Origin of the sequence: Cohnella fermenti, from assembly GCF_004801405.1 — a bacterium.
GTDB classification, from domain to species: domain Bacteria; phylum Bacillota; class Bacilli; order Paenibacillales; family Paenibacillaceae; genus Cohnella; species Cohnella fermenti.
Genome location: NZ_SSOB01000052.1, coordinates 16,208 through 30,426, shown reverse-complemented (window position 1 = coordinate 30,426; position 14,219 = coordinate 16,208). Strand labels below are relative to the sequence as shown.

9 protein-coding genes are annotated in these 14,219 nt (G+C 59.4%); 6 read left to right on the top strand and 3 right to left on the bottom strand.

What is annotated here, in order from left to right; translation table 11 throughout:
• Positions 1-223 precede the first annotated feature (223 nt).
• Genes E6C55_RS28440 through E6C55_RS28430 form a run of 3 tightly spaced genes read right to left on the bottom strand, consistent with a single transcriptional unit; the run spans position 224 to position 4,168 of the window.
• Positions 224-2,053, bottom strand: coding sequence for an ABC transporter ATP-binding protein (locus E6C55_RS28440; protein ID WP_136373224.1), 1,830 nt, complete (start codon positions 2,051-2,053; stop codon positions 224-226).
• The gene (locus tag E6C55_RS28435) at positions 2,037-3,791 is read right to left on the bottom strand and encodes an ABC transporter ATP-binding protein (RefSeq protein WP_136373223.1); all 1,755 of its coding nucleotides are present in this window, start codon (positions 3,789-3,791) and stop codon (positions 2,037-2,039) included. Before E6C55_RS28435 ends, E6C55_RS28440 begins: the two co-directional genes overlap by 17 nt.
• Before the next feature lie 20 nt (positions 3,792-3,811).
• Positions 3,812-4,168: a hypothetical protein gene (locus E6C55_RS28430; protein WP_211093666.1), complete on the bottom strand. Its 357-nt coding sequence runs from the start codon at positions 4,166-4,168 to the stop codon at positions 3,812-3,814.
• 175 nt (positions 4,169-4,343) lie between these two features.
• Here E6C55_RS28430 and E6C55_RS28425 point away from each other — a divergent pair, with 175 nt between their 5' ends.
• The 6 genes from E6C55_RS28425 to E6C55_RS28400 all read left to right on the top strand — a co-directional run bounded on the left by E6C55_RS28425 (position 4,344) and on the right by E6C55_RS28400 (position 14,104).
• Positions 4,344-4,973 carry an HD domain-containing protein gene (locus E6C55_RS28425; RefSeq protein WP_136373222.1) on the top strand — a complete coding sequence of 210 codons (630 nt, stop codon included), beginning with the start codon at positions 4,344-4,346 and terminating at the stop codon, positions 4,971-4,973.
• Positions 4,974-5,129: 156 nt separating this feature from the next.
• Positions 5,130-6,740 (top strand): TIGR02677 family protein, encoded by a 1,611-nt coding sequence (locus E6C55_RS28420; protein ID WP_136373221.1) that lies wholly within the window; start codon positions 5,130-5,132, stop codon positions 6,738-6,740.
• Positions 6,737-7,963 carry a TIGR02678 family protein gene (locus E6C55_RS28415; protein WP_136373220.1) on the top strand — a complete coding sequence of 409 codons (1,227 nt, stop codon included), beginning with the start codon at positions 6,737-6,739 and terminating at the stop codon, positions 7,961-7,963. Before E6C55_RS28420 ends, E6C55_RS28415 begins: the two co-directional genes overlap by 4 nt.
• Before the next feature lie 114 nt (positions 7,964-8,077).
• Positions 8,078-12,166, top strand: a complete 4,089-nt coding sequence (locus E6C55_RS28410) for a TIGR02680 family protein (RefSeq protein WP_230986901.1) — start codon at positions 8,078-8,080, stop codon at positions 12,164-12,166.
• Entirely contained in the window at positions 12,163-13,647 is a 1,485-nt protein-coding gene (locus tag E6C55_RS28405) for a TIGR02679 domain-containing protein (RefSeq protein ID WP_136373219.1), read from the top strand. Before E6C55_RS28410 ends, E6C55_RS28405 begins: the two co-directional genes overlap by 4 nt.
• Entirely contained in the window at positions 13,607-14,104 is a 498-nt protein-coding gene (locus tag E6C55_RS28400; RefSeq protein WP_136373218.1) for a hypothetical protein, read from the top strand. The genes E6C55_RS28405 and E6C55_RS28400 overlap by 41 nt, the downstream gene beginning before the upstream one ends.
• Positions 14,105-14,219: the final 115 nt, after the last annotated feature.

Here is a 14,219-nt window from a genome sequence, read left to right as displayed (position 1 = left end):
AATTCAGCAGGCCGGCGATCGGCGCGAGAGGGGACGAACGGGTGAGACGGTGCGAAATGAGGCGAGCGGGACGAGAAGCGGACGATGAGACAAAACGGGAAGAGACGGGAAGAGACGGGAAAAGGCGATCCCTGCGGAAGCCTGTGCTTCTCGCGGGAATCGCCTCTGTTATCGCAGCCGATTGGCGCTCTTGCTATTCGCGCCTCTCTTATCCTTGCCTCGCTTATCCGCAGTTCTCCGCTTGGTGTTCCCCTTGCGAGTGGCGGTACAGCTCTTCGTAGTACCCTCCCCGCTCGAGAAGCTCCGGATGCGTTCCGGACTCGACGATCTCCCCGTGTCGGAGAACAAGAATCCGATCGGCGTGCATAATCGTCGACAGCCGGTGGGCGATGACGATGGTCGTTCGGCCCTGCGACACGATATGCAGCGCTTCCTGAAGGAGCTGCTCCGTCTTCGAATCCAGGTTCGCCGTCGCTTCGTCCAGAATGAGCACCTTCGGCCGGAAAACAAGGATGCGGGCGAAGGACAGAAGCTGCCGCTCGCCTGCCGACAGCCCGCTGCCCCGGTCGGACAGCCTTGTGTCGTACCCCTCGGCCATTCGCCGGACAAGCGGATCGGCGCCGACGAATTCGCAGGCGCGAACGACCTCTTCCCGGGAGATCGACTCGTCGAACAAGCGGACATTGTCGATGATGCTGCCGGCGAACAGATAGGGCTCTTGCTGAATCAGGCCGACGATACGATGAAGCTGCGCCTGCGGCAGCTCGCGAATGTCGCTTCCGTCGATGAGGATGCTGCCCTCCTGCACGTCGTAGAACCGGCAGAGAAGACTTACAAGCGAGCTCTTGCCCGCACCGGTCGTCCCGACGACGCCGATCATCTCGCCCGGGCGAATGTGCAGATCCAGCCCGCGGAAGATGGGCGAGTCGCTTGCGTAGCCGAACGTAATCCGATTGAAGTCGATTCGTCCCTGCACCGACTCGAGATCGACCGGATGGGGCTCGGCAGGGTCCGTCACCTCCTGTTCCGTCTGAAGCACTCCCCAGATCCGGTTGGCCGCGACGGTGGCGGATTGCAGCGTGTTCCACTGCTGGGTAATGGCGTTGATCGGTTGGAAAAACTGGCGGATATACGTAATGAACGCGTATAGGACGCCGAATTCGAGCGTTGTGCCGAGTACGGACTTGCCGCCGACCCAGACGACGAAGGCGATCGTCAGGTTGCCGAGAAGCTCGAAGGTGCGGTTGAACATGACATTCGTCCGAATCTCGCGGACGTTCGCGGAGAAGTAGGCCTCGTTGCGTTCCTTGAACTGCTCCGCTTGCGCCTTCTGCTGCTGGAACGCCTGAATCAGGCTCATGCCCGACAGGTTCTCGGCCACGAACGCCACAAGCCGGGACAGCCGGCTGCGCGCCATCTGGTACGTCTTGCGCATATAGGAGCGGAAGGAGATCGCGATAATGGCGATGAGCGGGAGCAGGAGCAGGCAATACAGGCCAAGCGTCGAATCGAGATAGAACATCATGCCGAGAATGGCGATCAGCGTCACCCCGTCCCGCAGCAGCGTCAGCAGCACCTGGTTGAAGAACTGGTTGACCGCTTCGGTGTCGCTCGAGACATGGGTGATCAGGCTGCCGCTCGGCGTCTTGTCGAAGTAAGCCATCGACAGCTTCGCGATATGCTCGAACAATTGCTTGCGAATTCGGGCGACGATGCTCTGCCCGGCGAACTGCAGCAGATTGTTCGTCAAGTAGGTGAAGACGAGACCCGACAAGGACAAGCCGAGATAAACGGCGCAGATGACCAGGAGACTGCCGTAGTCGCTCTTGCCGGCCATCAGGTTGTCGTCGATCGCGACCTTGACCAGATAAGGCTGGAACAGCTCGGAGGAGATCGCGATCAGCGTGCAGACGACAACCCAGGCGAAGGTCGCCCGGTGCGGTCCTACATAAGAACCGAGAATTCGGAACGCCGACCGATACTCGGGCTTCTCCTGCTTGCCGGGGCCGCCGGTCTTGCGATCCATCTGCCAGTTGTTAATAGCCGTGGGCATAGCGGCTTCCCTCCTCTTGAATGGTGTGAAGCTCGGCGTACGGCCCCGGCGTCGCAACCAGTTCCTCGTGCCGCCCCCGCTGGACGATCTTGCCGCCTTCGAGCACGATGATCAGATCCGCGTGCTTAACGGCGCTGATCTTGTGGGCGATAATGATGTTCGTCTTGCCGCGGCGTTCGCGATCGATCGTCTGCACGATCTCGGTCTCCGTCACCGCATCGACGGCGCTGACGCTGTCGTCCATAATCATCAGCGGAGCCTGCATGATGAAGCCGCGCGCCAAGCTCGTCCGTTGGCGCTGGCCTCCGGACAGCGTGAGGCCGCGCTCTCCGAGCTTCGTCTCGAAGCGGTCGGGGAAATCGAGAATGTTGTCGTAGATTCTCGCTTGCTTGGCGGCCGTCTCGACCTGGTTCTGCCCGGCTTGCCGTCTCGCGAAGGCGATATTGTCGCGAATGGTCGTGCTGAACAGAAAGCCGTCTTGCGGCACGTAAGCGATCTGGCCCCGCAAGCTCTCCAGCGTAAGCTCGCGGATGTCGGTGTCGCCGAACCGGATCGTTCCGGCCGGAGGCTCATAGATTCGCAGCAGCAGCTTGACAAGCGTCGTCTTGCCGCTGCCCGTGCGGCCGACGATGCCCAGCGTCATGCCGGGCGCAAGCTCCAGGTCGATCTGCTGCAGAGAGGGACGCTTCGCCTCCGGGTAAGTGAAGGTGAGGTTCCGAATGCGGAGCGGAGAGCGCCCGAGATCGATCTCGGAGGCGTCCTCGGCCTCGACGATATCCGGCTGCACGGCAACCAGCTCCGTCAATCGTTGCAGCGATGCCCGCGACCGCTGCAGCGTATTGATGACGTTGCCGATCTGCTGCAGCGGGTTCATAAGCATGCGAATGTACATGGTGAGCGCCACGAAGTCGCCAAGCGTAATGCGATCCGTCACCGTCAGATAGCCGCCGAACGCGAGCGCCACGATAAGGGAGAGCGACCCGAGGAACGGGACGATGGCCTGGAACAGCGACGACATCCGGACAAGGGACAGTTGGTTGTCGCGGATGCGGTCGACATGCGCCCCGAAGCGGCGGATCATGATGGGCTCGACCGCGAACTTCTTCGTCACGCGAATGCCGCTAAACTGCTCTTCCGCGGATTCGGTCATCTCGCCCAGCGATTCCTGCACCTTCCTCGACCGCTGGCGAATGACGGGGCCGATCCGGGTTACGATCCACGGGATCAGCAGCAGCGGCATGACGGAGGCGGCGATCAGGTAGAGCGGAATGCCGCCCGCGATCATCGACCCGACGCAGGACAGGAGAAGCATCGTCGCCATCGATAGCTGGTTGATGCCCATCGAGATGGCCTCCCGGACACCGGTCACGTCGTTCATGAAGTAGCTGAGCATCTTGCCGACGCCGTTCTTCGAATAGTAATGCTCACTGAGCCCGGAGAAGTGCGAGAATAACCGGCGCCGGGTGATGTTCTCGAACAAGCGGCCGACGTACATGACCAGATATTGCCCGAATCCGCCGATGATCGAGTAGGACGCTCCGATGACGAGCAGCAGCAAGCCGTAGCGGGCGATATCGTTCGTCACGAGCTTGCCGCTCTGCAAGTGGTCCGTGAAGTCGCCGAGCACTCTGGGGAAGTAGGCGAAAATCAGGCTGGCGGAGGCGTGCAGCAGAATGGAGATGAGATAGAAACGCCAGGTCTGTGCAAAATAAGGTTTAAGCAAGCCTTCCGATTTCAAGTTAAATCCCTTCCTCCAGCTTATTGTGGGTCCGCGATGGTCTCCTCGCCTGGATCTGTCGAATCGGCCAAACCGTTTGACTCGGTTGAAGCGTTGGGAGCGCCGCCGGGCGGCTGTTCTTCGGAAGCGTTCTCATTCTCGTACAACTGGAACACGCGGATAAATTCGTCCATGATCGATTCCGTCGCCTTCAATTCCCCGCTGATGACCGGCTTGATCGCTTCCAGATCCGGGTCATTAACTTGCCGCTGAAGCGTTGTGCGGCGTCTCTGCAGCTTCTCCAGGAAGGAGAGCGCTCTGCCGCGGCGGAACGTCTGGGCGTTCTTGTTCTCGCATTGCTCGCGCTGTCCGTGCCTTCCTCTGTGTCCGTCACGCATGTTTTTCCACCTCGTATTGTATACATACGTATACATATGTTCGATGTATACAAATGTATACGCGATTGTGCCGAATGTCAATGTTGTCCGTTTATTCTCCATTAACAATTGAATCGTAAACTAAGCGTAAGGCGACTTCGCCCGCAACTACTACAACAAGGAAAGGAATCTGCGCATGGGCATTCATACGTACTTCCAATCGTTGACCGACCTGGAGCGCATCATCCGGTGTCCGGGCAAGTTCAAGTTCCAGGAGCACAGCGTATCGGCGCATTCATGGAAGGTCGTCCAGTACGCGAAGACGCTGGCGGACATCGAAGAGAGCCACGGAGCGACCGTCGATTGGAAAAAGCTGTACGAGATCACGAGCAGCCACGATTACGGCGAGATTTTTATCGGGGACATCAAGACGCCGGTGAAGCACTACTCGCTGGAATTGCGAGCCATGCTGCAGCAAGTGGAGGAGGGCATGGTCGCCCACTTCATCGAAGAGCACATCCCCGAGGAGTTCAAGCCCATCTTCCGTCGGCAACTGCGCGAGGGGAAGGACGATTCGGTGGAGGGACGGATTCTGGAAGTGGCCGACAAGCTGGATCAGATTTACGAGGCATTCGCGGAGCTGAAGCGGGGCAACACCGAGAAGGAGTTCGTCGTCATGTACCGTTCCGCCCTGATCAAGATCAAGGGGATCAACCTTCGCTGCGTCGATTATTTTCTGAGCGGGATTTTGCCTGACATGGTGAACGAAGGCTCGGAATCCGCCATCGACATCGCCCGAATCACGAACGAAGCCCTCGCCGACTGACGCTGAGCGCACGCCAATAGTCCCAAGAAGACGACACCGCCCGGATAACCGGCGTTGGGTGTCTTTTTTGCTTTTTGTTGATGTCGTCTTCTGTCATAATCGATATAATGAACTGGACGCAGAAGGGGAGACCATAGGGAGAAGGGACGTACGCAAGTGGACAAGCCAATGGATTACCGCGCATTCCGGAGCGTGCCCGAGATGAAGTATGTGAACGCCGACAACTTTGTCCGATATCGCACCATCATGAGATTTTTCTACCAGGAGTACAAGCGGCTCCGATACTGGATGAAGCCTGAAGATATTTACGCCGGAGTAGCGGGCGACGAGGAGCTCTCCGGTTATACTCTCGATTTATGCGTGTCCGACCTGGAGCAGCTGGAGCAGTGGGGCAATCTGGCTTCGCGGCACGACGGGGGCCGGGCTTCGACGCTGGACGAGTATATGAAGAAAAAAATGCAGTATCTGATGCGCCCCTACTCGATCGAGATCGAGAGGCTGCTGGAGACGCTTGAGAAGGTAACCGGGTATGGAGGCTCGCTGGAATCGACGCTGTTCGATTCGATTGCGGAGAAGCTGTTCGCCATTCGCCGAATGGATTGGGATTCGTCTCCCGGAGCTGCGCTGGAGCTGTGGACTTCGCTGTATGAGGCGTTCAAGAAGCTGCATGAGAATGCGGCCGACTACATCGCCAGCCTGCAGACGGCCAGAGCGGAAGAGATGATGGTGGCGGAGTCCTTCCTCGTGTTCAAGGACAGGTTGACCAACTATTTGCAAAATTTCGTTCAGGCGCTGCAGCGAAGCGCCTATAAGATAGAAGGAAACCTGGAGCGAATTAACGCAGGGGTGCGGGACTTGTTCCTCGATCGGGTGGCGGCGGAGGATTTGGACAAGCCTCGGATGGAGGAGGCTCCGTCCAAGGAATCGCTGTTGGCCGAATTGGAGCAGGGCTGGTCGAATCTGCAGCGCTGGTTCCTTGGCGACGGTCTCGCGCCTTCCGAGCTGACATTGCTTGAACGGTCGACGAAGGACGCCATCGCGCGGATCGTGCGGAGCGTGATCCGAATGCAGGAGCGCAAGCGATCCGGCGTCAGCCGCAAGAAGGAGCTGGACTACCTGGGCAGGTGGTTCGCCGGGCTCGAGAAGCTGGAGGATGCACATCAGTTGGCCGGCCTTGCGTTTGGGCTTTTCCAGACGAGGCACCTGCAAGGGGAAGATCTCCGAACGTCGGACCGCGCGGACCAGTCGATGTGGGACGAGGTTCCGACGCTTCGCAACCTCCGGTCTCGCAGCCGGAAGAGAGGGGCCAAGCAGGATTCGGACCCGATCCCGGATAACGAGGAACGGAAGCAACGGGAGCGGGAAGCGTATATGCGCAGGCAAGCGGAAGAGTGGGAGGCGATCCGGGCGCTGGTCGGCAGCGGAACGCTTCGGATCTCGGACCTCGGGCGGATTGATTCGCGTACCCGTATTCGTCTCCTTCAATGGATCGGCCGCTGCAATTCCGCTCCGAAGCATACGTTCGTGACGCCCGAAGGGGTTCGCATCGCGATGAAGAATGCCAAGACGGAGGTGCGAACGATTCTGCGCGCAGTGGACGGGGAGCTTCATCTGCCGGATTACGAATTCGAATTCGCGCTGACCGATGCGGCTCGCGAAGCGGCGGCGACGGCGGAGATGAAGGCGGAAGCCAGAACGGATGCAGGTGCGGTTGGAGCGGCAGGAGTGGACGGAGCAGCAGGTACGGAAGGGGGGAGCTCATCGTGAGGAAGAACGGAGGCGCAGCCGTCAGACAGGCCAAGCGTTCCTTCCGGTCGGAAGCGAGTGAGGCGCAAGCGCTCGAGCGCAAGCAAGCGTGCGCGCATGCCTTGCTGAACAGGCCTTGGGTATCGAAGGATAAGGACCCGGAGCTGTATTTCGCCATCAAGGATCATTACGAGGAGCTGCGGGAATGGTTCATGGATATCGCGGGCTTCCCGCTTCTGATGACGCGCAGCTTGGCGAAGCTGGATCGAACCCCGGTTGTTCCGCATGCGTGGATGGGCTTCGAGGAGTTCAGGGAAGTTCGCGATTATGTGTTCTTCACTTACGCGCTGTGGTATCTGGAGGGCAAGACGGAGCTTGATCAATTCCTGTTGTCGCACATCGTGGAAGAGGTCAAGGAACAGATGGCGATGTCGGGACTGGAGGCGGACTGGAGAATTTATCATCACCGGCTGTCGATGACGCGGGCCTTGAAGAAGCTGTCCGCCCTCGGCGTTCTGATCCTGGTGGACGGGGATGAGAGCGATTGGGCGGCGAGCGAGAGCAAGAATGCGCTGTACGAATGCTCGCCTCATTCCCGCTACGTCCTCCGGCGCTTCCCGCAAGACCTCAATTCCTATCGCGAGATGGGGGCGCTGACCGATCCGGTCGCTTACGTCGACACGGAGGACGGAGTCAATGCCCGGAAGCGGCATCGCGTGTTCCGTCGGTTCCTGCTCGAGCCGGCCGTTCTTGATAAGGAATGGGATGCGGAGCTGCTCCCCTATGTGCTGAAGCAGCGTCGGTACATCATGGATCACATGGAGCGAATGCTGGGGATGGAGGCGCGGCGTTACCGGGAAGGCCTGCTGTTCTTCCACCCTCAGTTGACGAGCGAAGCCGAGCTGTTCCCGACGCTCTCCGGAGTCTCCGATCTGGTGCTGCTGCTCGCCGGCGAGCTGCGCAGGCAACTGCATCAGGAGAGCCATTCCCGCTATAAGGAAGACAATGGCGCGGTCAGACTTGAACGCTCGGAGCTGGAGGGCTTGCTTCTGCGCTTGCAGGAGCGGCACGGAGCTTACTGGAGCAAGGAGCTGCGGGAATCGTCTTCCTCGCAGTTGGCCGAGCTGTGCATGGCCCATATGGAAGAATGGAGCCTGGGGGAACGCGAAGACAGCAATCATTTTCTTGTGTTGCCCGTCCTGGCGAGATGGAATGCGGAATATGGCCATTCGGACTTTGATTAAGGCTGATGAATGGATAGATGAGCAACGGATGAACGCATGCGCTACAAGATGGATGGGGGACTGATGATGGCTGTTGACAAGGCGATAACGAATACACCGGGAGATCGATGGTGCATGAAGCGCGTCGGCCTGCTCAACTTCTGGTATTACGATGAAGAGATCTTCGAAGCGGAGCAAGGACGGCTTATTCTGCGGGGAGCGAACGGCTCGGGCAAGTCGGTGACGATGCAGAGCTTCCTGCCGCTCGTGCTGGACGGCGACAAGCGCTCGCACCGGCTCGACCCGTTCGGCTCGCGCGACCGGAGAATTGAATATTATTTGCTTGGAGAAGCGGACAGCGGCAAGTCGGATGTGACAGGCTATCTGTGGATGGAATTCGAATGGCCGTCGCGCGGGCTTACGAAGACGATCGGCATCGGTCTTCGCGCCCGTCGCGGCGCCGCTTCCGTCCAATTCTGGGGTTTCCGCCTTGATGACGGCAGGCGGATCGGCGAGGACTTCTGGCTGTACGACCGGAATTATTGGCTCGAGCATCATTCCCGGGTTCCGTTAAGCCGAACGGAACTGGTGGAGAAGATCGCAGAGGGAGGCGAGGTCGTATTCGATCAAGCCTCCTATCGGGACATGGTCAACAAGCAACTGTTCGGCTTCGCCGATGCGGACGCTTATCTGGATCTGTTGCATCTGCTGATCCAGATTCGCAGCCCGAAGCTGTCCAAGGACTTCAAGCCTACGGCGATATACGAGATTCTTCATCATGCGCTGCCTCCCTTGCAGGAAGACGATCTTCGTCCGCTGTCCGAAGTGCTGGAGGACATGGACCAGATCGCGGATCGACTGGATGAGCTGCGTCTTCATCACAAGGAGACGGATCGGCTCCACGAGGTCTACGATCGGTACAACAAGCGCACGCTGTACGATCACTCGATTGAGCTGCTGGAGCGCAATGCGGAGTATGAAGCGCATCGGGGACAGACCGCGAGGCACGAGGAGGCGTTCAGGCAAGCCGAGCAGGCCAAGCAGCTCGCTTCGACTGATAAGGGAGTGATCGACGGGCGGCTGCAGGAGATCGCCGTCGAGCTGGACGTGCTGGAGAACCACGAGGCGATCGGCAAGCAGCGCGAGCTCGAGGCTGCCTTGTCCGCGCAAGAGGAGAATCGCAAGCATCTGGGGCTTGCCAAGGAGCGATTAAACAAGCAGCATGCAAGGGAGGCCGCGCTGACCAGAGAGCTGGACAACCAACAGGAGAAGCGAGATCGCCATATCCAGGAGCAGCACTCGACGCTGGAGGAGCTTGAAGCGATCGCGTCGGATATGGAATTCTCCGATCATTCGGTCTATCACCGGTATTGGGATCGGACGGAGCCGGACGGCGATCATTGGCGCGATCCGTGGAGAAGGGATATTCGCCAGCATCGGGAACGGCTCGACGCCGCCTTGTCCAAGGCCAAGGAGGAGCAGGATGCGGCTCGAATGGCCGCCGAGTTGGAAGTCGAGCTCGGAGACGTGCGGCAGGAGCGGGACGGACGGGAGCGCGAACGAGCGGAAGCGTTGAAGCGGCTCGAAGCGGGCAAGGATTCGTTGCGAGAGTCCATCGTATCCTGGAAGGGCTCGCTTCGCGAGCTTCCGTTCGACGACGAACGCATCCGCCGCTCGTTCGAGGCGATTACCGCGTTCGGGCCGAACGCCCGATCAACGGAAGCGCTTCGGGCGCCGATGCTTGAAGCGCTCGCTTCAAGGCGCGAATCGTTGACGGAGAATCGCTTGCAGGACCAACATGGGAAGAAGGAGCTCGAACGGGAGCGGGAGCGGGTTCGCGAAGAGCAAGAGACCTGGAAGGCGAGCCGCGAGCCGGAGCCTCCGCGCAGCGAAGCCCGTACTCGTCGCCGGGCGATGCAAGCGGCTGGCGGCGGAGCGCCGCTGTTCGAGGCGTGCGACTTCGCGGAAGGGCTGTCGGATGCGCAGGCTTCGAGAATCGAAGAAGCGTTGGAGCGCTCCGGCCTGCTTGATGCGTGGATCTCTGCGGATGGCCGGGTCGGTGTGTCGGCTGACGGTCAGGAAGATGTTTGGATTGTCCCGCAGCCCTATGAATTCGGTTATACGCTGGCGGATGTTCTGGTTCCGTCGCCATCTCCGGAGAGCGGGCTGACGGCGAATCGGATCGAAGCGGCGCTGAGGTCCGTCCTGTGGGTGGAGGACGGCGGCGCCATAAATGAGCTGAACGTGACGGGTTCGGCGATCTCCGGCTCGGGGGCATTCCGAATCGGGCCGCTGGCTGGTTCGGCGGCGTCGAAGGAGCGCGCCGAATTTATCGGCAAGGAGACGCGGCGGAGAACGAAGCAATTGGAGATTGCCAGGCTCCAGCAGGAGCTGGATCTTCTGGCTGAACAGATTGGCGAGTTAGAAGCTCGAATTGCCGCGAACCGACAGCAGGAGGAATGGCTGCTGGCCGAGAGCCGGTCGTTCCCGGCAAGCGGCGACCTGGAGCGGGAGCTGGAATCGCTTCTCGAAGCTACCTATCGGCTTCAGGCCGCGGTCGCTCAGGAGGAGCGGGTTGCCGGGCGGTACCGGCAGAAGAAGGAGGAATGGCGCGAGGCGCAGCGGCAGTTGAGCGAGCTGACCTCCTCCTGGACGCGGCTGAAGCGGCTGAAGGATCTGGAGGAAGCCGTGTCGGGCGCCAAGGATTACGACAGCGCGATTGGCGATCTATTCTCCGCATGGAGCCGGAGCATGGAGGCGGCCGCCCGGATTCAGGAGCTTCAGTCGGAGCAGCAGGCAGCAGCCGAGACGATCGAAGACGACGAGGCGCTATTGGACGAGTTGGAGGACCGGCTTCGCGGACTTGTCGCGCAAGTGGCCTCGCTGCGCAAGCTGATGGAGGAGCTTGGCTTGTCCGACATCTCGAGGCGGCTGGAGGAACTGAAGGGCGAACGCGGCCGATTGGGAGCTGAGCTGCGCGAGGCACTCTCCAGGCTGGAGGATGCGAAGGAAGCGGCGGCGCGGGCCGATGCCAGCGTCCAGCTCTATCGGGAGCAAGAGGCGGCGCTTGAGCGGGGTCTGGCGGCTTTCGAGTCCGCTTGGCATCGGGAGATGGGAAGGCAACTGGTCCTGGATTGGAGAGAGGCCTATTCGCCGGAAGGGGAGCGGGGCTTGTCGATACGGCTTGCTGCCGACATCAAGACGAGATACGATTCTGCCTTCACGGGGAAGTATGCGGACACGTTAAAAAACACGCTGCTCCAGCTCTTTAACGAAGTGCGCGGCGTTCTGACGGATTATGCGCTGGAATCGGAGATCGACGAGAGTACGGGACGGATCACCATACAGTCGATGAGCGATCGCATGAACCCGAAGATGCTGCGTCTGCTTCTGGACGAGCTGAAGAACGATGAGGAGCAGCAACGGCTGCTTCTGAGCGAGAAGGATCGGGAGCTGTACGAGGAGATCATCCTTCGCAGCGTCGGCAAGGCGATCCGGCAGCGAATCCACCGCGCCGAGAGCTGGGTGAAGCGGATGAACCGGCTGATGGAGGATCGCAACACATCGAGCGGTCTCCGTCTCAAGCTTGACTGGGAGCCGAAGGCATCCCAGAACGAACAGCAGATGGATACCGGGGCGCTGGTCGAGCTGCTGAAGCGCGACTCGCACCGGCTCCGCGAGGACGAGATCGACGCGATGATTCAGCACTTCCGTTATCAGATCGGCTATGCCAAGTCCACGGCGCAGAACGAGAAGGAATCGCTGCGCAAGCACCTGTACGAGGCGCTGGACTACCGGAACTGGTTCCAGTTCGAGCTGAAGTACAGCAAGGGAGAGCAGACCGGGTACCGGCCGTTGACGGACTCCCGCTTCAACGTGCTCAGCGGCGGCGAGAAAGCGATGGCGATGTACATTCCGCTGTTCGCCGCCACCTGGTCCCGGTATTCCGACGCGCGTGCGGACGCTCCGCGGCTGATCTCGCTGGATGAGGCGTTCGCCGGTGTGGACGATGACAATATGCGCGACATGTTCCAGTTGCTTACGGATATGGGCTTCGACTACATGATGACGTCCCAGGTGCTGTGGGGGTGCTACGATACGGTCCCGAAGCTTGCCATCTACGAGATTCACCGGCCGAAGGACGTCGACTTCGTGACCTTGTTCCGCTATCGCTGGAATGGCCGGGTGAAGGAATACGTGGATTCTCAAGGTGAGCGACAGTGAGATTGGGCGAACAGAATCAAACAAGAGCCGTACGTTACTTCGAACGCGACGGATTTCGCCGGGCGCTTGAGGCAACCTGGCGCAAAATCCGTTCGCTCGACCGGGTAGGCGGAGAGGCGCTTGTCAAGAAGGCGACGACCGATGAATGTGAAGCGATCAACGCCTTCTTCGGCTGGAATTACGAGGCTGGTGAGACGATCCGCATCCCGCTCGCGCAATTCGACTCGGAGCTGTGGGACTCTGTCTTCGAGCTTGATCTGCTTGGCTTATACGAATTGCTGCATGGGGCGCCGCTCGTAACGAACAAGGGGCGGCGCGAGGAGCAAGCGGAGGGGTGGCAGAGCTTCTTCTCGCAGGTTCGCGAAGCTGATCTTGGAGAATGGAATTCGGCGGTGCTGCGATGGCTCGATGAGCTGGAGCGTGGGGCGGGAGCGGGCATTCGACCGCTCCGCGAGTGCTACAAGTCCGACAAGGAGGCAGCTCGAAGAGAACTATTGATCGTGGTTCGAACGCTGCAGTTCTTGCTCGCCGAGCGCTCCGAATCGCCGGATTGGTTATCGGCCCGCTTGCCTATCCGAATGCCAGTGCTGGCAGCCCGAACGGCGGGAGACGCCCATGCTCTGGATGCGGGGACGGTCGCCGGTCGAATGCTTATTGCGTTCATGCGAAGCGAGCGCGGGACGGCGCCGGGGGAAGCGGGGACAGATGAACAAGGAGCAGAAGAACTGGAAACAGACGAACCGGAGGACTTGAATCAAGAGGCATTCGAGGGGCTGGACACAGGGTCCGACACACTGAGGCTTCGGGAGCTGTACCGCAGCTTTGGCATCCTGGACGATGATTTGTCTTCTCTCATTCATTTCTATCTTCCGGAGACAGGCAAGCCCGCTCTTCCTGTAGTCTGGACCTTGAGGCAGACGGAGGCGGAGCCGGCCCTTCCTCGCTGTTCGACTATTTTTGTCGTCGAGAATCCCGCCGTATTCTCGTCCATTCTGGATTCCATGCCTGACGATTCGACCGATCGGGACCGTCAGACGGCATTATTGTGCACAAGCGGACCTGCCAGCGCGGCGGCCATTCGTTGGATACAGCGCTGCATGGAAGGTTCGGACGAGGAATGTCGCCTTCTCTACTCCGGAGACTTCGACGTGAAGGGGCTTGTCATGGGCCATACCTTGTACCGCTTGTTCCCCGACTCGTTTACGCCATGGAGATTCGATGCTGCCTCTTATGAAGCGATAGCCGCGCAAGCTCCTGTCGGTCCCCCCTTCGATGAGGTCGAGAGAAGCCGCTTGGAGAAAATGTTCGTTCCCTGGGATACGGGGCTGGCGCGGTCCATGCTGCGGACGGGCTATCGGATCCATCAGGAATCGCTTGTCTCGGATTTGATCGCGGATTTCCGGCAGTTGAGAACCGATCCTCCAGGGAGGAGGGAGAGCGGTGAGCTGGAAGCTGATTCATCGCAACGGCGAATCTTTTGAAGCTGCCTTTAGTTTGCTAAACAAAAATGACATTACGCAGTTACGGAAACGGGAGGGCTGGTCTCGGGGGATCGATTGGAGCGATTATCTTCGTAATGATCAGGATTTTACTGCCTATAGGCTCCATATTATGGGTGACGACCAGACACAAGGACTTATTGCTCTTGCAGTAAGAGCAGGATTCGTAGAGCTTGGATTTGTCGAGAAAGCTCCTTCCAACAAGACGGCCGATAAAGCGTTCATGAATGCCGGAGAATTGTTATTCGCTCATGCCTGCTTGAGCAGCCTGGAGTCCAACGGGGACGGATATGTCCTGCTTCAAGCAAAGTCTAAATTAAAGGATTATTACATCGACCACTATGGTATGGAAGTCGTGAGCCTAAGAAGAAATCTTCTAGCCATTCCTCCGGTTGAATCCAGGAGACTTATTGAGTTATACTGGAACCAAAGGAGCTGATGGTCATGCCCAAGCTGAAGCCGGTTCTCGTTAAGCCGATATCTGCATCTGCTCGCCGATCGAAGCTTCAGTCTTTCTCGGATGGAGTGCTGGCTACGCCGATTCCTTCGGAACA